The organism is Bradyrhizobium sp. 197 (assembly GCF_023073375.1).
Taxonomy (GTDB): Bacteria; Pseudomonadota; Alphaproteobacteria; order Rhizobiales; family Xanthobacteraceae; genus Bradyrhizobium.
In genome coordinates this window covers 39,777-62,663 of record NZ_JADPJJ010000186.1, presented here as the reverse complement: position 1 = coordinate 62,663, position 22,887 = coordinate 39,777, and the positions used below count along the sequence as shown (strand labels likewise).

General features: G+C 57.3%; 16 protein-coding genes. 4 read left to right on the top strand and 12 right to left on the bottom strand.

Going from position 1 to position 22,887, the window contains the following annotated elements; all coding sequences use genetic code 11:
- Positions 1 to 371: 371 nt before the first annotated feature.
- On the top strand, positions 372 to 608 hold the full coding sequence (locus IVB27_RS40475; protein ID WP_247448105.1) for a hypothetical protein: 237 nt from the start codon (positions 372 to 374) through the stop codon (positions 606 to 608).
- 470 nt (positions 609 to 1,078) lie between these two features.
- On the opposite strand, the gene IVB27_RS40470 is transcribed toward IVB27_RS40475, so the two are convergent.
- The 5 genes from IVB27_RS40470 to IVB27_RS40450 form a co-directional block, all read right to left on the bottom strand.
- The gene (locus IVB27_RS40470; protein ID WP_247448104.1) at positions 1,079 to 1,276 is read right to left on the bottom strand and encodes a hypothetical protein; all 198 of its coding nucleotides are present in this window, start codon (positions 1,274 to 1,276) and stop codon (positions 1,079 to 1,081) included.
- Positions 1,277 to 1,596: 320 nt separating this feature from the next.
- Positions 1,597 to 4,008 (bottom strand): ATP-binding protein, encoded by a 2,412-nt coding sequence (locus IVB27_RS43485; protein ID WP_247448103.1) that lies wholly within the window; start codon positions 4,006 to 4,008, stop codon positions 1,597 to 1,599.
- Positions 4,009 to 4,036: 28 nt separating this feature from the next.
- A complete protein-coding gene (locus IVB27_RS40460; RefSeq protein WP_247448102.1) occupies positions 4,037 to 5,521 on the bottom strand; it encodes an esterase/lipase family protein in 1,485 nt (494 codons plus the stop codon).
- A 7-nt stretch (positions 5,522 to 5,528) separates the two neighbouring features.
- Positions 5,529 to 6,980 carry a CHAT domain-containing protein gene (locus IVB27_RS40455; protein WP_247448101.1) on the bottom strand — a complete coding sequence of 484 codons (1,452 nt, stop codon included), beginning with the start codon at positions 6,978 to 6,980 and terminating at the stop codon, positions 5,529 to 5,531.
- A 29-nt stretch (positions 6,981 to 7,009) separates the two neighbouring features.
- Positions 7,010 to 9,385: a tetratricopeptide repeat protein gene (locus IVB27_RS40450; protein ID WP_247448100.1), complete on the bottom strand. Its 2,376-nt coding sequence runs from the start codon at positions 9,383 to 9,385 to the stop codon at positions 7,010 to 7,012.
- Between the two features lie 1,194 nt (positions 9,386 to 10,579).
- Here IVB27_RS40450 and IVB27_RS43085 point away from each other — a divergent pair.
- Both IVB27_RS43085 and IVB27_RS40445 read left to right on the top strand, forming a co-directional pair.
- Complete coding sequence (locus IVB27_RS43085; protein WP_256468513.1) at positions 10,580 to 10,711, top strand: hypothetical protein; 132 nt, start codon at positions 10,580 to 10,582, stop codon at positions 10,709 to 10,711.
- A gap of 68 nt (positions 10,712 to 10,779) precedes the next feature.
- Entirely contained in the window at positions 10,780 to 11,160 is a 381-nt protein-coding gene (locus IVB27_RS40445) for a hypothetical protein (protein WP_247448099.1), read from the top strand.
- A gap of 3 nt (positions 11,161 to 11,163) precedes the next feature.
- Here the strand turns inward: IVB27_RS40445 and IVB27_RS40440 are convergent, their stop codons facing one another.
- From IVB27_RS40440 to IVB27_RS40415, 6 genes are all read right to left on the bottom strand, one after another.
- Positions 11,164 to 12,381 (bottom strand): HNH endonuclease signature motif containing protein, encoded by a 1,218-nt coding sequence (locus IVB27_RS40440; RefSeq protein ID WP_247448098.1) that lies wholly within the window; start codon positions 12,379 to 12,381, stop codon positions 11,164 to 11,166.
- A gap of 628 nt (positions 12,382 to 13,009) precedes the next feature.
- Positions 13,010 to 14,440 (bottom strand): response regulator, encoded by a 1,431-nt coding sequence (locus IVB27_RS40435; RefSeq protein WP_247448096.1) that lies wholly within the window; start codon positions 14,438 to 14,440, stop codon positions 13,010 to 13,012.
- 10 nt (positions 14,441 to 14,450) lie between these two features.
- Positions 14,451 to 15,341 carry an ATP-binding protein gene (locus IVB27_RS40430; RefSeq protein ID WP_247448095.1) on the bottom strand — a complete coding sequence of 297 codons (891 nt, stop codon included), beginning with the start codon at positions 15,339 to 15,341 and terminating at the stop codon, positions 14,451 to 14,453.
- Positions 15,338 to 17,182 (bottom strand): AAA family ATPase, encoded by a 1,845-nt coding sequence (locus tag IVB27_RS40425; RefSeq protein ID WP_247448094.1) that lies wholly within the window; start codon positions 17,180 to 17,182, stop codon positions 15,338 to 15,340. The genes IVB27_RS40430 and IVB27_RS40425 overlap by 4 nt, the downstream gene beginning before the upstream one ends.
- A 1,391-nt stretch (positions 17,183 to 18,573) precedes the next feature.
- Entirely contained in the window at positions 18,574 to 19,560 is a 987-nt protein-coding gene (locus IVB27_RS40420; RefSeq protein ID WP_247448093.1) for an aldo/keto reductase, read from the bottom strand.
- A 299-nt stretch (positions 19,561 to 19,859) separates the two neighbouring features.
- Positions 19,860 to 20,963: an alpha/beta hydrolase gene (locus tag IVB27_RS40415; protein ID WP_247448092.1), complete on the bottom strand. Its 1,104-nt coding sequence runs from the start codon at positions 20,961 to 20,963 to the stop codon at positions 19,860 to 19,862.
- Positions 20,964 to 21,357: 394 nt separating this feature from the next.
- Here IVB27_RS40415 and IVB27_RS40410 point away from each other — a divergent pair, with 394 nt between their 5' ends.
- Complete coding sequence (locus IVB27_RS40410; protein WP_247448091.1) at positions 21,358 to 22,263, top strand: LysR family transcriptional regulator; 906 nt, start codon at positions 21,358 to 21,360, stop codon at positions 22,261 to 22,263.
- Positions 22,264 to 22,419: 156 nt separating this feature from the next.
- Here the strand turns inward: IVB27_RS40410 and IVB27_RS40405 are convergent, their stop codons facing one another.
- The gene (locus IVB27_RS40405) at positions 22,420 to 22,572 is read right to left on the bottom strand and encodes a hypothetical protein (protein WP_247448090.1); all 153 of its coding nucleotides are present in this window, start codon (positions 22,570 to 22,572) and stop codon (positions 22,420 to 22,422) included.
- Positions 22,573 to 22,887 lie beyond the last annotated feature (315 nt).

Here is a 22,887-nt window from a genome sequence, read left to right as displayed (position 1 = left end):
CAAGCGGTGGGGCGGAAGGGGTGTCCTGTCAACCTTCTTGAAATTGCACGTTTTTTCGCTTTTCGTCGATCGCAATCCACGGTCCTGACTACGGTCATTTTCGCGGCCTCGCGACCGTAGTTTTCGGCCATCTCACGCAGTGCCTCGGCCTCGCCGGGCACCCTGCTCTCCTCCGCAAGATCTGGGCAAAGCCGCTCCATGCGCGCGAGCTCGTCGATGTCGTACTGATGTTGCCCCATGCGGCCGATCAGACTCCGGCCACGGGGAAAAAGCAATCGGCGACGCGCCGGTGCCGCGTAGGACCTTTAAAGTGCCGCGCGCGTTGAGGGAGGTTGTGATCGGGGCGACCACGAACCCGGGAGTTTCGGGTTATGAGCAATATCCTGCTGGTGTTCGGCGCACTGCTCGTTTTCGGCGGCATCTTGTATATGGCGCGCACTGCTATTTGGTGGGGATCGCTCAGCCGCCCACGTTCTTCCGGACCGGTTCCCGACACTCTCGAGCCCTCAAGGCGCGGCGTGCGATTCCTGGGGCTTGGCGCAAACTGGCCGGGCATTCTACTTATGGCAATCGGTGCAGTTCTGTTGTTGTCGGGTGCGAGTTTCTAACCTTCGGCGCGCTCGCTGATGCGCCTCTCGAATTTTACCATCATACGTCAGTCCTGCCGGGGGTCGCAGGAATTTGCGCAAGCGAGGCCTCATAGGCGTCTCGCACCAATGGATCTTCCATCACCCACTGCATACGTTGGGTTTGAAGGGAAAGATACTTGTACCGAGCAGCGATCTTTGCAGATCAGACAGAAGCTCGGGACCGGATAAGGCCGACGATTTGTGTCCTGAATTGAGTCCCTAACTTCACTGTCTGGCGATCCAGCCAATCAGCTATGGCCACCGCGCATTGCGGATCATCGTAGATCTTGTGGCGCAATCGACTCGGCTCGGTGCTTTCTGAGAGAGTGATAACGGTTAGATCGCCAGCGATCTTGTCCGGCACTGACTGTGAGTTGATGACGCAGCTGGCGGCTCCGATAGCCAATTCTCGGCCGTAGAAGGATTTAGTCGTGGCCTTAGGGCTAAGTCTAGCGAGTGGTCTTCTTCGTTTTCGTCTTTTTGGCTTTTTTCGTCTTCTTCTTTGAAGCTTTCAGCTTCGACAAACGGTGATCGACAACTTTCAAGTCCGCCAAGATTTTCTTGCGCTCATCGTCGAGCAACTTCTGCAGCGACTTTCTATCCTCGTCGCTGAGTGTTCTACCTTTGGTGAACTTGATAAACCCCATGATTACAACCTTGAAACAGGACGTCCTCTCAAACCTAGCAATTGTGCGGCGTGATCGGCCAGGTAGTCAACCCAGAGCGCTACAACGTTAGCGAGCGGTCCAGCCAGAACCAGTCAACCTATGGGCTGACTTAGCCCAAATGCAACTCCGCGTCCCGCAAACAACTACTTCCTGGGACTGAGCCGAAATGGCTTTGTTTCTATCAACTACATCTATGCCTCCAACCAGCCCCGCGGTCCGAATGCGTGAGACGTCGCGGTCGCACGTCGCACGACTCCAATAAGGCGCCATCATCGCAGACAACAGGCAGCGGGTGCACATCAGTTGCTGTTCCCTCGATCGAGCTTGACAAGCAACTTCGCGACATCCTCGGCACGAGGGTCGTCAATATCCTTAAAGATGGCCAGCGCCGCCTGCAGCTGGCTCCTCCCGACTACATAGTCACTCTCTAGCTGAGCTTCCCCTAGATCTTTGCGAGTCCCGCCCTCGTCGCGACGGTTTCCAATCAGCTGGAAAATGCCCAGAGCTCTCTCATAGTAATTTATCGCCTTTCGAGCTTCTTGGATGCCGGCGTAGACAGCGCCTAAACTGCGAAGATGTCGGGCCTCCGTCTGTCGATCATCTATAGCGCGAGAGATTGCCAATCCCTTCTCGTGAAGCTCGATCGCCTTACTGGTCTCACCGAGCCGTGCGTAAATGTTGCCCAGATCATCGAGATCCATTGACTGTGCTTGCCGATCGTCCATCTCTCGCGAGATCGCCAGCGCTTGTTCATGATATTTGATGGCCTTCGAAACGTCACCAAGATCCGCGTAGGCGATTCCAAGATTGCCGAGTACCCTGCCCTCGCTCCGACGATTGCCGCGCGAGAACACTAACGCTTTCTCAAAGTACTCAATGGCCCGGCGAGGTTCTCTAAGGCGAGCATAAGCGAAACCGAGATTGTTGCTAGCGCAGCCCTCGGCTAAGTGATCGCCCATCTCACGCGCGATCAGAGCAGCCTGATCATAGAAGGAGATTGCTTCGCGAATCCGGCCAAGATTTGAAATCGCAATTCCGAGATTGCTAAGATCCTGCGCTTCAGTCCGACGATCACCAAGTTCTCGCGAAAGCGTCAAAGCACTCTTGTGGTTATCGATTGCCTTCTCAGTCTCTCCGACATCTGCGTGCGCGAGTCCAAGATTACCCAGCGCGGCGCCTTGCCCACGAAGGTCTGCGAGCCGAAGCGCGCCGCGTAGAGCGGATTCGTACCATCTGATGCGCTCGCGAGGATGGAGCCTGAGGCTCAAAACGTCTGCTCCAACATCTGCATAAAGCACCTCCAATTTTGCAGCAGCCATAGACCGGTTCTGTTCTGATGCCCATCGCTGCCCGGTTTCAACATTTGTGCGTTCCTGGTCGAATAACGCGAGCCCTTCGGTCGATGCCGAACCATCCTGCGCATAAAGCTGGCTTGCTTGATTTAGGACAAAAAGATAGTGCACTGCATGCTGCTGTGCGGCCGCTTTTGACCGAGCCTTTGGCCAATCTCGCTCTGCCACTTCTCGCAGAAGATCGTGCATCCTATAGCGGTCTTCACCAATCACCTCGATGATTCCCCGCTCCTCAAGCTGAGAAAGGTAGTCAGACGCCGTGCCACTGTCTTCGATCGACCATATCGTGGCGGCGGCTGCCGCGTCGAACCCCGATGGGAAGACCGATAGATCCCGCCATCTTGCGCATAGCGCCTTGTCTTCAGTCCGCAACTGCTCGACGCTTTGGCCTATGACGGCCAAGACATCGTCATAGGACCGCCGTCCGAGCTTCAACCTGGTGCGATCGGCCACGACACCTGCGATATAGTCGGACACGCCACGCCCCTTGTGCCCCTTTAGGTATAGTGCGGCTACTCTAAGAGACAGCGGGTGACAAAAGCAGCAGTCTTTAGCCAACCGGCGGAGATCAGAGTCCGATAATGATCGTTCACCATCTAGGAGCTTCGTCACTAGGGCCATTGCGTCGGGTAACAGTAAGTCGTCCAAGGTCACTCGTTTGGCATCCGATAGAAACAATTCTTCACGGGACGTCACGATGGCTGCGCTTGGGTCAGGCGGAAGCAACACTTCGACCTGCGATCCATCACGAGCGTTGTCGAAGATAAGAAAAACCCGCTTACGACGAAGGAGATCGCGGTAGAGTTCCGAAATGGCTTTTTCTTCCGTTGGAAGCTGCGTACCAGGATAAAAGCGTAGGATCACATTCTCCATCGTCGCGCGTGGTGACGATGGAGCATTGCTCCTGCCGCCTAGATCGAACAGCAGCTGCGCGTCCGGGAACTGAAGGGTGAGACGGTGTCCCACCTTGACCGCCAATGCCGTTTTGCCGGCGCCGCCGATCCCCTTCAAAACTGCCGAGCGATGGCCGGTCAGTACGGAGAGAATTTCCTTTTCTTCCCGGTCACGGCCCGTGAACGTTGACTCGACTGGCGGGAGATTGTGACGGACCGCAGGCAATGAGAGGCGTACCGCCTCGCTGAGCCTCTCTAGGATTGGCTCGGGCAGTTCGACGTTAGCGTCATGTCCGAAATTCAAGACGAAAGTGCTGAGAGAAGAGTTGGAAACTCCGCCAGCAACAGCCATCGCACCATCAGCCGAAGCAAGCACGTCGCCTCTCATCAATGCGTCGATGATGGCGGGGATATCGCCGTCGAGAAGTTGTCCCCTCCTCACTCTTTCAATGATTTCCGCGTGCACAGGTCACTCCATTGACCGCGAAACACTCTCAAGTCTGATTAGCGGGCAGATTTCCGTCATCGTCGGCCAGCACCGCCGCCAATGTCTGACGCACACTTCGCGATTGAAAGAAGGTAACGTGATTCACCGTATGTCCAGAGAATTGGTGGATCCGCTCCGCCGCGAGCGGGAACCCCTTGACGCCCGTTAGATCGTGACATCCTTTGGTGGGCACCACGAGATCATTGGCTTCACCAAAGAAGGCGTCAACCCCAGCTTTGCCGCCCTTCATCAGTAGCCTAGCCAGGGCCGAGTCAGGTTCTGGCGAAAAATCCCCGACAATGGCATAAAGCCGCACCTCACCGAGGTTCTCCTTTCCGAGCGAGGCAAGGAGCTGGCCTCCGGCCTGCATCGCTGCGAGCCCCGGTAGCCCCGGGACCGCGCCACCACCGATAATCTTGACAAGACACAGGACTCCTTCCAACCCGACCGTCGAAACGCTGTCAGGCAACGCGACCAGCAGATTGGTGTGACAATCGATAAAGTCCCTCCAGTGTGTGATGTCGGTCAGGGGCGTGCCACGGTTCGGCGCGCCGATCATCACGAGCTTGCCGATGCGCAGCGGCAATTTTCCCATCGAGACGGCCGCAGCGATCGCGCGCGAGACGAGGCCGCCACGACTGTGACAAATAATATCGACGTCGAGCTTCTTTGATACCGGCAAAGCCTTGCGGAGACGCTCAATCAGTTCCTCGACGTTGTCCTCTACGCCGGCGCTGAGGGAGGGATGGGCGAAAGCCAGGCAGCGCCTGTCGTAGCGGGAAAGAATGGTGTTGAACTCTTCGCTGCCGAACAGGCCATAGAAACCCGCACCGGGCGTGCTGAAAGTGCCATGAACGAGCAGTAGTGTTCGGCCTGAGAGCAGGTTGTCCCAGACAGGTTCGGCCTCCGTCCCGTCACACCCCATCGCCTTCAAGAAATAGGGCCGCCGCTTCTCCTCCCAAGCGAGCGCAACCTGGCGAGCGAGTTTTCCGGTCACGCCGTCCGCCGCCCAGCTCACGATGCGCGCGCCAATTCTCATGGCGGCCGTCAACGGTCCACGCTTGCCGTCGCCCGTTTTTGGTGCGTGTGAGATCGGTTGGTTCAGGGAGAAGCTCACACTGCCTGCATCCTTTTGTTTCGGAAACACCCACCGAAGCAGGCCGGAGGCATCGCGTTGCAACAACGCATAGTCCCGATCGGGTCGAGGCTGATCCAGCGTGACGGCGATCGCCGGTGCGGCCGCACCTCCGCGCGCGCCAGTCGTGACGTTCCGATCGGGCGCAGCCCGGATCTCGAGATCGGCAACCACCGTCATTCCCGCGCCGTGGACAGCATCATCCGGCAGAACTTCTACTTCGACCGGACCGCGCTTTGTCGATGGCGCGGGGTCGCGCAGTCGAGCCGAGCCAGTCCAGCCGGGTGCGCTTACTGTGATCGCCCTGCTGCTGAGCCGCGCGCGCCCGGCACCGTCAAGTTTCACATCGCTCGCCATGGCTGAATCAATCCTGGTTGAGTTTCAGCAAGGGATGGCCATAGAAAATGTAGGCGAGCCGCGTGATGCCGGGACTCGCCGCGTCCTGACGCAAGCTCTTAAGGGCGACGCCGGCCTCCATCGCCTCGTCCAGCATCTTCGTGAAGAAGCACCTGGCGAAGTGACAAGCCCCGGCATCGTCGACTTCCCACAGCGGCGCGATCACGGCTCCAGTGCCGCGTCTGGTCAACGTGCCCGGAAAGCCGGACACCTGCCCCAGGGTCTGACCGCCAGTCCCGGCCTGACAGGCGTTGATGAAGACGACGGAGTAGGGACGCGGCGGCCGGTCCTTTCCATCAAGACCCAGCAGGTCAGCTGGTGTCATTTCATGGCCGTCACCAAGAATCAGCCGCTGCTCGTTGGCTCTCGGATCGCTGTAGCCATGCAGGGCCAGCAGCAACGTTTCGGCGTTCGGTCGTGGCGAGGCCAACCACTCTGCAATCTCCGCACCATTGGCTTCGTGACGCATCGCTCCGAACTTAGTGACGGCGAACTCAGCCTCGGCAATTGCGTGCGGCAAATCCCTGCGAGAGCCGGTCGTCTCATAAGATGACGCAACGACGACATGGAAGTCTCCGAGCTCCAACCCGGCGCGGGGCGCCGCGAAGTCGTCATTGATCGGCCAGCGTCCAACCCTTGCGGCCTCACCGAGATAGCGCCTTCCGGCCCCCCCGCCGCCCGCAGGAAGCAAAGCCAATTCCCATGGGATGAAAGCGTCGTCAGTCAGAATTAAGATCGAGGGTCCTGCGCCCTTCTTCGTCAGGGCCGCGCGGAGTACGGCATCATTCCCGTCCAGTAATTCCTTCGGAATAAGCGCTGCAATATCGAGCCCGATATTGCGCAATCGCCCGGCCCTCTGCTCTTCCGACGGCAGGACGCCGCGACCGATCTCGCTCAGCTCTTTCGCAAATTCCTCTGGATGAGTCCCGACGCTCTTCTTGAAGGGCCCTACCCGGCGTTCATCGCGCGTCAACGCATCGAAACGGATTTCGGAGCCGGCATGAGCGATACGCAGGATGACGTCGACCGGTGTCTCCAGGCGCGGAAAGTGGACGGCGTCGGCACGGTCTTGGGGAGCTGACAAGATGCTGACGTTAGTTGAGACATAGGTGTTCTCGAAGTTATTCCCTACGACCGAACCCGGACCTTCAGCAACAAAGCTTTTGCCGCCGCCTTTCGATGACGGCTCGCTTCTTTTAGAGTCGCTGGACGCGATAACGTGGGTCAAAATAGTCGAACTTTTAGCCGAACCTCCGACCGCGATGGAGCCTGCTCCGGACGCGCGTGTATCTTTTCCACTCATCACAATCTTCTCCTCAATCAAATCCCGACAATTGCGCGAAGCATTTAGGAAATCCGTCTCGAGTGCCGGAAGTATAGTCCGCTTGAGTCTTTTTCTTTTCGTGATCCAGTTGTCCATCGCTGGTCGAGTCCAAGTTTGGACCCAGTTTAGGGCTCCTCATAACCCACGATGGCTAAGCACTGCTGATAATATTCCATCCCCTTCCGACCCTCGCCAAGAGCATCGTAGGCGACCCCGAGATTGGAGAGCGCGCCGGCTTGGCCGTCCCGGTGTCCTATCTCCCGAGCGATGACCAAGCTCTGTTCCCAGTGTTCAATTGCCCTTCGTGTCTCGCCAAGTGCGGCATACCCGTGCCCAATATTGAGAAGGGTGGCGGCTTCGCCACGACGGTCTCCGATCTCGCGGGCAACCCGCAAGCCGATCTCGTGGTGATCGATGGCCTTGCGGGTCTCGCCGAGCTTTGCGTAGGCGAGCCCAAGATGGTCCATCGCCTCGCCTTCGCGCCGACGGTCTCCTATCTCGCGGGCCATCGCCAGGCTTTTCTCATGGCAATTGATAGCCTTCCGGGTTTCGCCGAGTTTTACGTAGACGAGCCCGAGATTATTGAGTCCATTACTCTCGACATGGAGATTCCCGAACTCGCGCGCGATAGTTAGACTCTGCTCGAAGTGTTCAATCGCCTTTTGGATCTCGTTCAGGTTGGTATAGACCAGCCCAAGATTACCAAGCACGATGCCCTCAAGTTTCCGGTTTCCGATCTCGCGTGAGATCGCCAGCGCCTGCTCGTAATGCCCCATCGCCTTGCGATTTTCGCCAAGATCGGCATAAACGCGCGCGAGATTTAAGAATACATTGCCCGCGCCGCGACGATCGCCAATCTCCCGGGCGATCGTGAGAACCTGCTCGTAATGCTCGATCGCTTTGCGCGTCTCGCCGAGATCGTAGTTGGCGTTACCGAGATTGCCGAGCGCGTTGCTCTCGCCGTAACGGTCCCCGGTCCTGCGGCAGCCCTCTAACGCAGCCTCGCCCCATCGAATCCGTTCACGCGGATGCAGCCTCAAGCTCAAAGCGTTCACGCCGGCGTTCGCATAGGCCGCTGCCAGCCTCGCTGCAGCCACCGACCGCGCTGCTCCTGCCGCCGCCCAGTGCTGTCCAGCCTCGATGTTTACCCGCTCCTGGTCGAACAGCGACAGCCCCACCCCGATCGCCGCGCCACCCAGAAGATAAAGCGCTTCCGCCCGCGTCAGGACCGATACAAAATATTGCGCATGGCGCCGCGAAGCGGCCTCCGCCCTCTCCGCCGGCCAATCGCGCCGTGCCACATCCCGCAGAAGATCATGCAGCCGGTAACGATCATGCGCGATCGGCTCAAGCAGGCCCCACGCTTCTAGCTCGCAAAGCCGATCTGAGCCGGCATTCTTGTCATCGATCGTCCAGACCGCCGCCGCCGCTGCCGCGTCGAACCCGGACGGAAATACAGACAGATCCCGCCAATCCGCGCAAAACGTCTCATCCTCGGCCCACAGCTGCGCCACGCTCCGGCCGATCAGCCCCAGCACATCGTGATAGGGCAATCCCCGCAGCTTCAGCCGCGAATAATCCTTCTCCACGCACGCGATGTAGTCCGAGATGCCGCGGCCCTGGTGGTTCTTCAAGAACAGCGCTGCGACCCTCAGGGACAAGGGATGACAGAAACAGCAATCTTGAGCGAGCCTGCGAAGCTCCGCGTCGGTCAGTGACCGCTCCCCGTCCAACAGCTTCAGCACAAACGTCGTCGCGTCAGGTAGCGGCAGGTCGTCCAATCGGATACTCTTGGCGTCTGCAAGATGCAGCACCTGACGCGACGTCACGATCGCAGCACTAGGGGCTGGCGGGAGCAGCCGCCCCACCTGCGCCGTGTCCCTGGCATTATCGAGGATAAGAAGCACTTTCTTCTGGCGTAGAAGGTCGCGATAGATCTCTAAGATCGCCGCATCGTCGTCCGGAAGCCGTCCGCTGGGATGAAAGCGACGGATCACGCTTTCCATAGCCGCCTTCGGCTCCATCGGCCCGTCACTCGTACCGCGCAGATCAATCAGCAATTGCGCATTTGGAAACTGAACAGTCAGGCGATGGCCGACCTTAACTGCCAGCGCCGTCTTGCCGGCTCCGCCAATGCCCTTCAAAGCCGAAATCGTCGCCGATCCACCTTGACCGGCCAAGACCGCGACAATCTCGTCCTCCTCCCGGCCACGTCCCGTGAATGCTGCTGCGACCGAGGGCAGGTTGTGAAGAACCGGCGGGAGCGACACACGCACCGCCTCGCTTAGCTTTGCCAGGATCGCCTCCGGAATCTCGATCGCGGCTCCGTTTCCGAACTGCAAGACGAAGGTCGTCAAATGTGAGTTTACGATGCTGCCCCCCGCAATCGCCCCAACGCCGGAAGCCACGACCTCACCCGTGTTCAGCGCTTCCACAAGCGCCTGATAATCGCGCTCCAGGAGCTTGCCTTGCTTCAATCTCTCGACAATGTCATCCAGCATCGACGGACTCCGCCGTTCAATCACTGTTTGCGCTCAGCGAGCGCACGTCACCTTTTCAAATTAGATATCTGGTTCGCGTATAAAGCGGAGGAGCGGTAGGGCCGTTACCGCTCGCAAATAAATCAGTTCGCGCGGTAGTGCATCGCGATATTAAGTTACAACTCAAAGATATTATCGGCACGATAGCTTGCTGTCCATCGCGGATGAAGCAATGTGGCCATACAAGCTTCGGGCCGGAACAGCTCGGCCATTCTTGGCCAGGTGAGCGGTATCAGTGAAGTTCATGCAATTCCGGCTAACCGGATGCTTCTGCAGCCGAAGTAACGACGCGCTGCACAACGCTGGTACCGACGCCGACGCTCCGGCCGATCTTGAGGATGCCCATACCCTCGGCGCGAAGGGCGCGGATGTGAGTTTCGGTCGATGAATTAACCGCGGGCCGACCTAGCTTAATGCTACGCTCCTTAGCTCGCGCGAGCCCGGCGTTGACCCGCTCTCGGATCACTTGGCAACGACACCGCACATTTGGGACATCGCCCGACCGGGTGGCGTGCTAGTGTCGAGCGCTCGCTGATCCAGGTAAAGATCGCAGCCGAGCGTTGCAACTCGGTCAAGAGGTCGACGAGATCCTAGAGGCTGCGGCCGAGTCGATCGACCGACCATGCCGGCGACCAAGTTGATCTTGCGCGCACATTTGTAGCTATCCGCCGTAGCTATTTTCGCAACGCTTCCTTGAGCCGCCAAGAAATAATGCCTTTACAGTCACTTGCAGCTCCCGGTGCGGAGGAGTGGATATCCTCTTCTGGGCCAGAAACGACTGCATAGGGATAGGCCTGGCTTAAGCGCCAAGGGTGTCCTGTTAACAGCATTGATAATCCGAGGCGTTTCTAGCGTCAGCGGCCGGCAATCTTCGGTCGGAGCTGCGGCGAGCCGGAGGACCTTGCAGCAGTAGCTTTTGCCTCATCGGGCTTAAACCTATGGGCCTGATCTCGGCGTCGGGTTGGAGCCGCTAAGCGTCCTTCGTTGGCACCCGCCACGCGGTGATCTGCGGATAGACCTCGATCATCTCGTCCAGTGACAACGCTTTGAAAGTAGCTACGATGCCGGCCATGCAACCTCCCCGAATTTGAGCGGGAGGCCTGGCTTTGCGCGCAAGCCGGCCAAGTTGGCTTGCGGGGACTAAGGGGGCGGGAAATGGACAAGGATCTCAAGGCCAAGGTCACCGGCAAGGCTGACGTCTACTTGCATAACCATCTCGCGAACGCGGCTTACTGGTTAAACGCCAGATTGAGAAGAAGATCGAATCCGGAGACAGAACCGGCATAGCCTTCGACTATCTGGCTTGCGCAACCTCAATCGCCTTCACGAATGAGGCCCACATCAATTTCTTCGGCATGAAGTGCTTAAAGGGTTACATCGAGCGCGACCCAATCGAGAGCAAGGTCGCCGTGGTGTTCAACGCCTTCAAGATGCCAATTGTCTGGGAGACCCGGCCACTTAGCTCATTCCGTAACATGAAGAACCTGCGAGACACGCTCGCCCACGGCAAACCGGCCGAAATTCGGTACGACAACGTGGCCAGCGCCACGCCTGACCAGCGGAACATCATCGATAACCTGAAGGCGGATTGGCAGAAGGCGCTGACCCACGAGCCGATCATGACGGCCTACAAGGACATGGACGACCTGTTCAAGCAGCTGCTGGAGAAATCCGGCCTGAAGCTGTTCGATACGATCGAGCAGACCAACTATACCATCAGCCTGATTGAGAAGTGAGCCTCACTCTTCGTCGTCGTCATTATCGTCATCCAGCCAGGAGTCATCATCTTCGCCGAAGTCGTCATCTACTCGATAGACACCCGCGCGGTATGGGAAGCTGGCGTATTCCCGCGTTTTGAATACAGAGAACCCCATCGCGATAGCAAGAACGGTCCCCTGTATGCGCAGCTTGCCACCTTCATAAGTGATAGTGCCAACCCGAATTATGCTGCTCACGTCCACGCTGCCGGAAACCCAGCGACCGTGGGCCGAAGATGACGTGGCCTCGAACCGGTCGAGAGTGAACTCGACGCTCACGCTGTTTGCCCTCCTAGTGCCATCCGTGGTCTGCCCCGGCCCCTTGTCTACTGAGTTCTGCTTGGCGAAGCTGTGCAGCCCTTGCACCAGGATGAAATCGGAAGGCTTGAGCAGAGCCGACAGCACGCCTCTCTCCAGATCGTCCGAGATATTGGCGATGGTCATCTTCTCAAGGGTCGCATGCAAAACGTCTCGCACATATGCGTAGAGAACCCGGCCGTAGCTATCACCATACATCCAGCCTGTATCGAGGTTCCGGGGCACAAGAAAGCCATTCCGGTCACAGAGCTGTTGCCTCTTGGCTATATCGAAGGCTTCGAGGTCGCTGAATTTCACCTGGTTCTGGACAGCGAGGTCAAAAAGCCGATGGTGGTTGAAGTAGACCCATGCGGCATGATGCTGACGCGATTGATCAAGAATGGCCTCGGCGTCCATCTGAACAATCTCGGCCTCCCACCGCTGCTTGAAGCTGCGGAGGGTCGTTTCATCGATGTTCTGCGTTAGCTCGCTCTTGGTGTGGACTTTCGCGTGATCCAGCGTGCAGAGCACGGACAAATTGTCCACCCCGTGATCGCGCGTTTCAGCCCATTTCCTGATGTGATGGACGATCACGCCTCGTTTCCGCTTCCGGCAGACGCAGCATGTGAAACGGTTGGCGAATAAAACCGCGATCAGATTCTTTGGAGGTACAGGCGGCCGGCCGCTTCCAAGGATGTTGTCAACGACCAGCTTGTTGAGCCCTAGCTCTGTCAGCTCGGCGCGCGTCATCTGCTTTAGCTTGGTGACCGTATGGCCTGCCTCCCTGAGCTTTACAGCCTTGGTCGTAGCAACGCCGAGGCTGATCAGCGCAAGATCAGTCCTGTTGGTGCCGCTATCAGGCTCCGCCCTCATGCCCGGCTGCTGTCGATCAATCCGGCTCACGGCGCTATTTCCTGATCAAGCATGCATCCGGCTTCAATTTCAGCGACTTCATCTCTTCCAATACGACGTATTCGGCAAACCTAGAAGGCGTCTTTTACTTTTGCCGCTGGGATATGACCCGCTAATGGGTGGCGGAGCCGTAAACACACCGGTTCACTGGCAGCCCCTCCCACCCCCGCGAGCCAGTCGGTGGGTAGGGCTCCCTAGTCCGCTTACGTGTCATAACGGGAGCGTGTATTCTCGCTGCCGGTAAGGCTCGGGGTGGGTCATAAAAGACTGGTGGGTTTGGTTTCACGAGAGCAAATATCATGACTGGCTTGAAGAATAATCTCGCTGGCGTCACCGTAAGCCGCTTGGCAGCTCAGGCCTGGTTCGGACATCTGTGCTTATCCGTGGAGCCAGAAGCCTCTTCCGCTTGGTCAATTGCTTGAGCCCAAAGTGACGACATGGACAGGGCTAAGGAACGCCGCTCGGGATCTAGCGTGGCATCCATAACGATGATCGTTTGCTTGAGGTATCCTATGCCGTTCGCGATGGACACAAGACTTGATTGACCGTTTAGCGCCCACAAATCAGTCGAGGGTTACGATTGATATCATGGCGCCACTTTGATTACGCTTACGCGCCATCAACCTTTCAGACCTCTGGCGACAATACCGGCGAGTATCGCCGCGGCGAGGTCACGATCCGTGTTTGGAAACTGCATTTGTCGAAGGACGTAAATGTACGCACAAGCAAGTACCTCGCGATCTCCGAAACCATCAGCATGTGCCCAGGCGCGAGTAGCTCGTATGAAATTTGGAACCGTAGTTAGGCTGCTAAAAGCTTCGCGATCGAACCAATCAACTGGTTTATCCCCGGCTTGCCACCGCAATAGGCTGCGACAGCCGTGCGGATGAAAAAATGCACTCAATTCAAGCGTCACAGCATCGATAGCGCTCGGCAGTGGATCTACTGAGCCATAGTCCAGCAGCATGACCTGAAGCGTTGCGTTGGCTCGAGCGTTCTCTCCATGTAGATCGCCGTGGCGCGTGCAAACGTTAACAGAGATTTCGCGCTGTTCGTACGCTTGCCAGTCTATCCCGTCTAAACAGGAATGAATGGCCGGTAGGCGGTCTTCCCATACCAAAAGCTTCGCGAAGTCGCCAATCGATCCCTTCTGCACATTCGGCTTCTTCGCCCAAGTGGCCTCGCAATCCTGTAGCGACTTCACACATGCCGCTGCGTTCTCATCAGAAGCTTGGAGGATCTGAAATATAGATCGATCATAACCTTCAAGAAGCCGGTAAAATGCGCTGCGACTGGCTAAGACGCGCGCCACAGGTGGTGGCAAAAGCGGAGCATAGCTGCCTGCGGGCAAGCGTATCACTTCCTGCTCATAACGCTTCACCTCGTTGGCAATGGCGTCATGCCGGCTCAGTTTTGCTACGGCAGATATGCGGACTTCGCCTTTGCTGTTCTTTACGTCAGTTTTCAGCACCCGCGCGCCGGAAAGGCCATCGCTTAGAATTTCGACGTCAACGCAGACGCCCTCCTGCAATCTGCCGAAGCAGCGAACCAACCGCGCTTCCTCGTCGCTTAACTGTATGCCAGCGCCCTTCGTATTAATTTCGATCTGATCGGTAGTTCGCGCGGTTGCCGCAATGTCTTCGACAGCAGCGAAGAACGGCGCTAGCATTGATTTCTGAAATCTGCGAACAACCGGGACGGCGCGACGATCGCCAAAGACGTCACAATGCTGTGCTTGAGCTACCAAATGATCTACATATTCGTCTCCCATCGGCAGAGCTGTCAAAAAATATACAATCGTATCAGGGGCGACTTGGCGAACCTGTTCAAGCACCGCTCTTCCATGTGCTACGTCGGGGTCTAACTGACCAGGCGCGCTTGGAATGCGTTGGTCCAGCACAATCAGATCGAACGCCTTCGCGTTTACACGCACGATCGCGGTATCACGATCCTGTGCCACCTCAACCGCGTCCCTGCCAAAGAGCCGCATCAGGTCCGGAAGTATCGCGGCGACTCGGGCCGGCTCATCTTCTACTAAAAGGCAGCGCATGGCTCTATCCTCAGTTCCGTCCGGTTATCATCGGCCAGCTGAGCGTGAGAGCGCACCCCCTGTCCTTCTGTGGAAGAAGCTCAATCGTGCCGGAGAGTGAAAGCATGGCAGCCTTAGCCGCAGGCAATCCGTGACCACTGTGCCCTTTTGAACTGGTCCCTATCTCAAAGGCGCCAGGAATGCTTCCGGTGAAGCCCACGCCTTCGTCGATAATAGAGATCCAATTGTCGCGGTCGCTCTTCCCCCAATTGATAATGATTGCGGGTTTGTGATCTTCCTTCGCCGTAGGCAGGCAAGCCTCAATCGCGTTTCTGATTCCGTTGGTCACGGCAATTGTCACAAGAGAGGAGTCCCCCTGAACCATCAATGGCTGAACGCCAGCAAAGCTGACGCTGCATCGTTGATGCTCGAGGTCGTTCGGTAAACAATTGCGAATGACAGTGGCGAGATCAAATTCCTCAATAATGGCCGGCTTTGAGGCATTATACAGCTTCTCGATCGCTGCAGCCTGCAACTGCATCTGACCTACTGCTGTCTTCGTCCGGCTTGAACCGAAGTTGGGGACCTCTGCGGCAGCAGCATGTTCGATATCGCCGATTAGGGGGTTAAGCTGGTGCAACACACGTTCCGTGACTGTCCGCATTGCCCTTAAGAACGCCTCATCGTAAATCGCACGCGCCTGCTCCGCCGGGGGCTCCTCCGCAGCGGGTTGGCTTGCGTTCAATGCTTCGAGCGCAGCAGCGAATTGCTGCCGAATGTACGGCACGCTTTCATTATGGTATGCCGCTTCAATAATGGCTCGCTCGACCAACCCTGGATTCGCAGCGATCTCGCGACCCGCCAATCGACGATCGGCAGATCGTTTCGATGTGACAAGAGCCGTAAATTGTTCAGGCGTCATCTGTTTGTCGAACGGCCATAGAATGCGGCTCGCGTGCGGAACGCTTCATCGCCGCCTTCCATGACACTGCTTATAGCTTTGACTGACTTTGGAGCGTCCAGCGGACCTGCATGGACCACGAACCCTCGTTGCCCATTTGAACCCAACGTCACAACCTGGCTGGCCTCTCCCAAAACCGGAATGTTAGCATTGTGAGTCGAGAAGATCAGTTGGCTGCGCTCAGAATGTCGACGAATTGCCCCGATGAGCGTTTCGGCAATGAAAGCGTTATCGAGATGATCCTCAGGCTGATCGACGATCAGAACGCGGTCGGGATGTTGAAGCAAAATCGAAAGCACGACGGTGCAACGTTGTCCCACAGACAGCTCGCCCATAGACTTGAATTGGGTACCATCAAGAAGTTCGAAATCGGCGGCATCGTCTAGAGCTAGACCTATTATGCCCTCGACACCGGCCGAACGTAGCTGCGCGGCTATTCGCTGAGCCCGCTCACTGCTGATCTTCGCTGTCTTGCTTAAGAAGCTGATATTGTCGCTTTCGGCGGCCTCGACCAACTCCCGCGGAGTCATTGCGATTGCAAGCGCTTGAGCCAACTCATTATAGCGCAACCCACTTCCACGGAGAGCATTTGTGATCGCGCCAATGAACTCTGCCACTTCCGCTGATTGACGAATCTTTACTCGAATAAGTGGCGAAAGATTCTTTGTTAGCAATTTTGCGACCCGCTGCCGTTCCGCGCAACGCGCCTCGCGCAGCGAGTCGAGCTGGTCGAGCAGCCCGCGTCGCTGTTTTTGCACGCGGCCCACTCGCTCCAATTTCTGAGCACGCAACGTTCTGAGAGCCTCCAATTGTGTAGATTGCTCGCGAAGCCCAGCTAGTTGCCGCGCGGCGGCACCTGCTCCTTCCTTCAGTCCTTCAACTTCGCGGCGAATGATGCGGGCCTGTTCCTCCAGAGGCGCCCGCTCCTTTTCGACCGATTTGATTGTTCTCTCGATCTCACCAATTACTTCGGCGAGCAGGTCAAGCGCTTCTTTGACCCGCTTGTCGGCATGCCCCAACTTGAGACGCGCTGGCTTGAGGAGATCGGCTCCAGCGGTGGCAGGCCAGTCGTCCAGTGTAAACCCGAACAGCTGAGTTTCTAGCAATGTCTCTCGATATTCCGAGGCAGCGTCCTGCGCTCGCCGAAGGGCGTCCTGGCGTACGGAGAGATTGGCACTTTGTGCCGAAAGCGCCTCAAGCTGCCTCTGCTTTTGCTCAAGTTGCTGAGAGGTCTTGGACATTTCTGCGGCACGTGCTTCAGCGCGAGCAAGCTCAGCCTGGACACTTTCCGCACCAGAAAGACGGTCAGCTATATGATCGGCTTCGCGAAGCAAGCCGCGAACTTCGGTGGTCAGAGACTGAATTTGCGTTACTCTTTTCCGCTCCTCGGCTCTTTGTGCCGAGCTATCCGGCGAAAAGAAATCGATGATGTTGAGCCTACCGCGAGCACTGAGGCCGAAGGATTCGACATCGGTCTGCGAAAAAATAAGTGGACGGGCGAGATCCGGCTCGAGCCCCTCGGGATCGGCATCTACAGAACGGGAGACTAGAAGATTGCTGCCGGCGTCTTCGATCGAAAGCGTGACTTGCCCATCTTGCAACACCGAGAGGGCTTGCTCGCGAGCTCGTTTGGCGTCCTCCTCGCTTGAGGACCCACGGACATCGAGGCAGTATCGAATGAGCTCGATAACCGATGACTTACCCGTACCCCTGCCGCCAATGAGAACGTTCAACCCTTCCTCAAACCGTAGGTCGAGCCCATCCAAGAAACCGCCTTCGACCTGCATTCGCCGAATGATCAAACGTACCTCGCTACTTTCGAATCCGGGTACCGCGTAGGCCGAATCGGCGCCGCGTCTCCCCCCGGCTATTCAAAGCGGTTTCGGGAAAAATACAAGAAGCGACACCCCGGAACAGAACTGAATGCTCAACGCTTTGAAATCTATTGTTATTTTTGGTCCTCGTCACCCTCCAAGAAACGTCCTGCCTTAATTGGCCAGAGCCGAAGCTAAGGACAGCGATCCCGTGATGGTGATTGGCAGCGCCTTTTCGGAACTTGAATAGCCGGCCACGAGCTCTGGCTGAGCGTTCTGCTCCTTTAAGCTAGCTTGTCATTCCTCTCCGCGATAGGCGCGCTCAGCCTACCGGATCGTAAGCCCTCTTGTGGCCCAGATGCGTAGACAACCATGTGTTGGATCAACCGGCACATCATCGGCAGCCGGCGTTGGCTCGTTGGAATCGAATTTTGGCAGCTAGTCGTAGCTTGCCACCGTAGCTCGTAGCGCTGCTCTGGCGCTCAATTCCAAAAAACGGTGATGTATCGCGGCCTTGGCTTTCCAGTGAGGAGGAGCGGTGATCCTCCCAGCGCTGAACTCTGGCGAGGCGCTTCCAAGTTGCAGGTTAAGATGCAAACCGTTTCCCCGTCACCTGGCTCTAAGGCCCTCGACGCTTCTCGGGACAGCAATCCACTTCTATCTCGATGGCCAGCGCCGGCCTTCAATGGATTTTTCTTGATCTCCCGGTGCACACGTCGTGCACACGCCGCCTTCTAACCACTTGAAAAACTTGAACTCTCGCTCCAATCCATCATCGGCGCCACGGAAAATCGACGCGCTAACATGTTATTTCGCTTATCATCTTGTCCGGAACAGCTGATTTTCGGGGCCGACGGAAATTCAAAACTGACTATCGGGGCATTTTCCTTTCATTTCAAGCTCTTACTCGATCGCCAGTTTGTCCCTCGACGACGCCGCGCCTCCTCCACTACAGCATTGCAGTACCGAATGAGCTCATGCAGTACCGCGCTAGTTCCGACCCTCTTTACCAATCCCGCTTGCCTCGAGCGCAAAGTAACGTGCCGCTCTGACCACGCCTAGCATAGAACAAGCGCCATCGTAGTTTTGGCAGTGATAGGGCAAGGAAACCTCGGAGCGACGATCCGAGGTTAGCGTTCGCGCATTCTCATTCCAGGAAGGGACGATGGTCGCTTTCTCCTGCATGAATCGTGTCGCTTCGTTGCGCAAAGGGTTATGCCCCATTCATCAAAGGAGTGACCGAGCTTTGGTTTGGCGCTGCGATAGCGACAGAGTCAAGCAGAGCTGGCGTCAGTCGCTCCTCGAGTACGAAGCCGAAGCACTGTACACGGCGGCTTATGCCCTCGAGGACTGCGCTTCGGTCATCAAGATCGAAGTCCTCAGTGATCGACCAGTTCCAACGCCGCTTTATTGAGGCGCTCACCCAGAATGAGAGTGCTTGAAACGGTCCCCTCGATTGCCGTGAAATCGGACGTGGTCAATTGGACATCGACGGCGCCGAGGTTCTCTTCGAGCCGGTGCAACTTCGTGGTGCCCGGAATCGGAACGATCCAAGGCTTCCGCGCCAGCAACCAGGCGAGCGCAATTTGCGCCAGCGTTACCCCCCTCTGTTCCGCGACCTGTTTCAAGGCGCCGACCAGGACCAAGTTCGCTGCGCGCGCTTCCGCCGCAAAGCGTGGAACGTTGCTGCGGAAATCGGAAGAATCGAGCCTGGTGTCCGCAGTAATCGCACCCGCCAGAAACCCCGCGCCCAGAGGGCTCCAGGGAACGAAGCCGATTCCCAGCTCCTCGCAGGCCGCAAGAACATGGTTGTGTTCTACATTTCTCGTCCATAGCGAATATTCGCTCTGGACGGCGGTGATCGGCTGAACAGCGTGAGCGCGGCGAATGGTTCCCGCGCTCGCTTCGGAAAGGCCATAGTGCTTCACCTTGCCTTGCTCGATAAGCTGACCGAGAACCCCGGCCACGTCCTCGATCGGCACTGCGGGGTCGACACGGTGTTGATAGTACAGGTCAATGACATCCGTCTTGAGCCGCTTGAGCGACTGCTCGACTGCACCCAGGATGTGTTCAGGACGGCTGGTGAGGCCGTAGCGGGAGCCGTCAGGATTGATGCCGAAGCCGAACTTGGTTGCGATGACTACTTTGTCGCGGAAGGGGGCGAGGCCATCACCCACGAGTTCTTCGTTCGTGAATGGCCCGTAGACCTCGGCCGTGTCGAAGAAGGTGACGCCGTGGTCAACCGCCGCGTGAATCATCTTGATCGCTTCGGCTCGCTCAAGCGGTTTGCCATAGGTCGAATCAAGCCCCATGCAGCCGTAGCCGAGAGCGGACACCTCAAGGCTGCCCAGTTGACGTTTCTTCATTAGAATCTCCTTCGCGTTCATCGCTTCAGAACGGCGCTTAGCTCGCTGATTGCATGCCTCAGATATGGATCGACAAACGCACTTTGATTAGACTTTCAATTCTGCATGCCGTGATGCATGATATTCACAAGTAGATTCGATTTTCGCAGTTGCGGTCGGAACGAGCTAACTGACGGCCGAGGACATTATCTGCGCGTGAAAGAAGTGGGGGAATCTCGCGGCTGAAAGGACACCCCACGCGGGAAAGGGTTTTTATAGCGCCCCTTCCCCTGCCTCGATATCGCAACGAAGGACGCCTGTCAGGCAGAGGCCAGATGCTGGCCAAAGAACTCGGCCAGCTTCGAGACGGCCGGTCCAACGAACTGTGGTTTGTCGTAGAGATCGACATGTGTCGCACCGTCGACCACGAACAGTTGCTTCGGCTCCTTGGCCTTCTCGTAGACCCGATCGCTCCAGAACTTCGTCTCGGCCTTGGAACCTGCGATAACCAGCAAGGGCCGAGGTGAAATCGTCTCGATCATTTCAAACGGGTAGAACGCCATCTGCTGGGGCAGACTCGAGAACACATAGCGGTTCACCGAGTTGGGATGCTGCCCTCGTGCCGTGCGGTAATACTCATAGCCTTCCCTGTACATGACAGGAGTCGCCGCCGTGAAGTCAGCCGGCGAATTGGCTACGACAGGCACGAGGCGTACGGGCTCGCCGCGTGCCTCCCGGCTGCGCTGTTCGCCGGCGTCCTTGAGCCGTTTGATCCGCTCCCCATAAGATATCGAACCCGAAAGACCTTCCCGGCGGCCTTCTCCGATATCGAACGTGCTGACGGCGGCAGCTGCCCTCACACGATGTTCGTGCTGGGCGTGGTTCAGCGCGTAGCTGCCACCGATGCAAATGCCCAGCGAGCCGATACGGGCCGGGCCGACCTGAGGGTGCTGAACGAGGAAATCGGTGGCGCAACTGATGTCGTCCACGCGTTGCCCTGGCACTTCCATGAGGCGCGGTTCGCCGCCGCTTTCACCCTGGTATGACGCATCATAGGCCAGACCAATAAAGCCCGCCTCGGCGAGACGCTGGGCATAGAGGCCGGAGGACTGTTCTTTGACGGCGCCGAACGGATGGGTCACCACGATCGCTGCATACTTCCTGCTGCTGTCGAAGTTCGCAGGTTTGAACAGGTTGGCGACGATGTTCATCCCAATGTTCCTCGCGGGGTAAGTGACGCGTTCAATCGTCACGCCTTTCTCATTGGGATAGTTGACCACTGCCGGCTCCTTCACGGCGGTGGATTGAGCAGATGCCGAAGTGACGCCAACCAGTGCCGAGCTGGCCACGACAGCACCAGACAGAGCAAACGCAGAGGTTCCGAGGAACTGGCGTCTCTTCGCATCAAAGGTTCTATCAGCCATCACATATTTCCTTGTTTGAAGGTTTGAAGAGGATCGAACCGCGACGAGTCGCCAGCCTAACGCGTCCACGAAATGCACTTCCCTGCATCTGCGAATGTTCAAGGGCTTGCCACGCTCCAGCGACGTCTCAGTCCAAGCCTAGTGCAACTTCGACACAGCGATTAGCCTGCAAGATTGGCATGCAGTTTTGGATAAGATTCATGAGTGTGGGGCGGCCGCGACATAACGGGAGTTCTTGCGGTCGCTCGGGCGCGCAACTGCGCAAAGGCGGCTGCAAACCCGGGGGGATTCGATCTTTATGACGCCAGTTCTGTAACTTGTGGCCCATCTAGTGCAATTGGATCGATCGTACTAGATTGCATAATTAGCGGGCAATACTGAAACGGATTCAAGAATGGCGCGAGACAATATGAGCGACTTGACCACATTTCTCGCTGTCGCCCGGGAGCGCAGTTTCACGAAAGCGGCTGCCCAACTCCGCCTGTCGCCGTCGTCCCTTAGCCATACGATCCGCGGCATGGAAGAACGACTCGGTGTTCGGCTTTTAACGCGGACGACGAGGAGCGTCTCACTGACAGACGCCGGCGAGCGCCTGCTCCAGACAGTGGGCCCCCATTTCGAAGAAATCGATTCCGCGCTGTCGGCGTTGACCGAACTCAGGGATAAACCTGCTGGCAGCGTCCGCATCACGGCTGGTGAACACGCTGCCGTCGCGGTCATCTGGCCTACCGTCGAAACGCTCCTGCCGGATTATCCCGACATCAAGGTGGAGATCATCATCGATCACGGCTTCACGGACATCGTTGCTGAACGCTTCGACGCCGGCGTGAGGCTCGGCGAGGAGGTCGACAAGGACATGATCGCGGTGCCCATCGGTCCCGAGATGCGGATGGCTGTGATCGGCACACCATCCTATTTTGCCCGACATCCAAAACCGCTGACCCCGCAGGATCTGACCGCTCACCGCTGCATTAACATTCGCCTGCCAACATTCGGCGGCTTTCATGCCTGGGAATTCGAGAAAGACGGGCGCGAACTGCGGGTCCGAGTGGACGGACCTCTTGCGTTCAACGGATCCCGATTGGCGTTGGCCGCTGCGCGCAGCGGCGCAGGACTGGCCTGCCTCTTTGAAGACCATGTCCGGGAGGATATTGCCGACGGCCGCCTGATGCGCGTCCTGTCCGATTGGTGTCCGTCGTTTTCCGGTTATCATCTCTATTATCCAAGCCGCCGGCAACTCTCGCCAGCCTTCGCCGTTTTGGCGGACGCTTTGCGGCGTCGATCAACCATCGGAAGTTAAGATTCCTGATTGTGGCAATCGAAGAAACGTCCAATTCTCGAGATGATCCTCCTGCACAGTTACAACGGGGCGACACTCTAGCGATGCCGCAACATCAGACGCGAGCGATCCAACGCACGCCAAACTACGACATCAATCGTCTGCGCGCGCTTCAAACTAGATCGGTACTGCATTTGGTACTGCACGGTTCTCGACGACCACGCTTAAGTGCTGATGTTGCATTTCTTTTCGAGAAATCCCTGTCCAATCCATCATCGGGGCGCAAGAAAATTTCCAACGTAAGTCATTCATTTCGTTGATCTGTTTCATCTTCACCCGGTCCTATGACGGATCGAGCCAATCTTTATTGTCACTCAGTTGCTCGGCAAATCGGCGCTTTGTCACTGGAGCAGTTCTTTTCTCCATTCACATGCAACGCGAGCGCCCCAAAGAACGTCCCACATTCAACCGAAATCAAGAATCAGCTTTGGCAAATGAAATCAATGTTGATCCGAGGCTTCGAGGGAGAAATCACATGCGCCGCAACATGAGCGTGGTCGGGGAAACTCCTCAATAGAGCGTGAGCAGCATGATGAAATTGGACCACATGGCCGGTCAACCCGGAGCACATCAAATCAAGCACGT

Bases quoted from the DNA above. Each gene is read 5' to 3' on its own strand.
- IVB27_RS40475 (WP_247448105.1), top strand. From the start codon at position 372: ATGAGCAATATCCTGCTGGTGTTCGGCGCACTGCTCGTTTTCGGCGGC.
- IVB27_RS40470 (WP_247448104.1), bottom strand. From the start codon at position 1,276: ATGGGGTTTATCAAGTTCACCAAAGGTAGAACACTCAGCGACGAGGAT.
- IVB27_RS40460 (WP_247448102.1), bottom strand. From the start codon at position 5,521: ATGGCGAGCGATGTGAAACTTGACGGTGCCGGGCGCGCGCGGCTCAGC.
- IVB27_RS40455 (WP_247448101.1), bottom strand. From the start codon at position 6,980: ATGGACAACTGGATCACGAAAAGAAAAAGACTCAAGCGGACTATACTT.
- IVB27_RS40450 (WP_247448100.1), bottom strand. From the start codon at position 9,385: ATGCTGGATGACATTGTCGAGAGATTGAAGCAAGGCAAGCTCCTGGAG.
- IVB27_RS43085 (WP_256468513.1), top strand. From the start codon at position 10,580: ATGGACAAGGATCTCAAGGCCAAGGTCACCGGCAAGGCTGACGTCTAC.
- IVB27_RS40445 (WP_247448099.1), top strand. From the start codon at position 10,780: ATGAAGTGCTTAAAGGGTTACATCGAGCGCGACCCAATCGAGAGCAAG.
- IVB27_RS40435 (WP_247448096.1), bottom strand. From the start codon at position 14,440: ATGCGCTGCCTTTTAGTAGAAGATGAGCCGGCCCGAGTCGCCGCGATA.
- IVB27_RS40430 (WP_247448095.1), bottom strand. From the start codon at position 15,341: ATGACGCCTGAACAATTTACGGCTCTTGTCACATCGAAACGATCTGCC.
- IVB27_RS40420 (WP_247448093.1), bottom strand. From the start codon at position 19,560: ATGAAGAAACGTCAACTGGGCAGCCTTGAGGTGTCCGCTCTCGGCTAC.
- IVB27_RS40415 (WP_247448092.1), bottom strand. From the start codon at position 20,963: ATGGCTGATAGAACCTTTGATGCGAAGAGACGCCAGTTCCTCGGAACC.
- IVB27_RS40410 (WP_247448091.1), top strand. From the start codon at position 21,358: ATGGCGCGAGACAATATGAGCGACTTGACCACATTTCTCGCTGTCGCC.
- IVB27_RS40405 (WP_247448090.1), bottom strand. From the start codon at position 22,572: ATGAAACAGATCAACGAAATGAATGACTTACGTTGGAAATTTTCTTGC.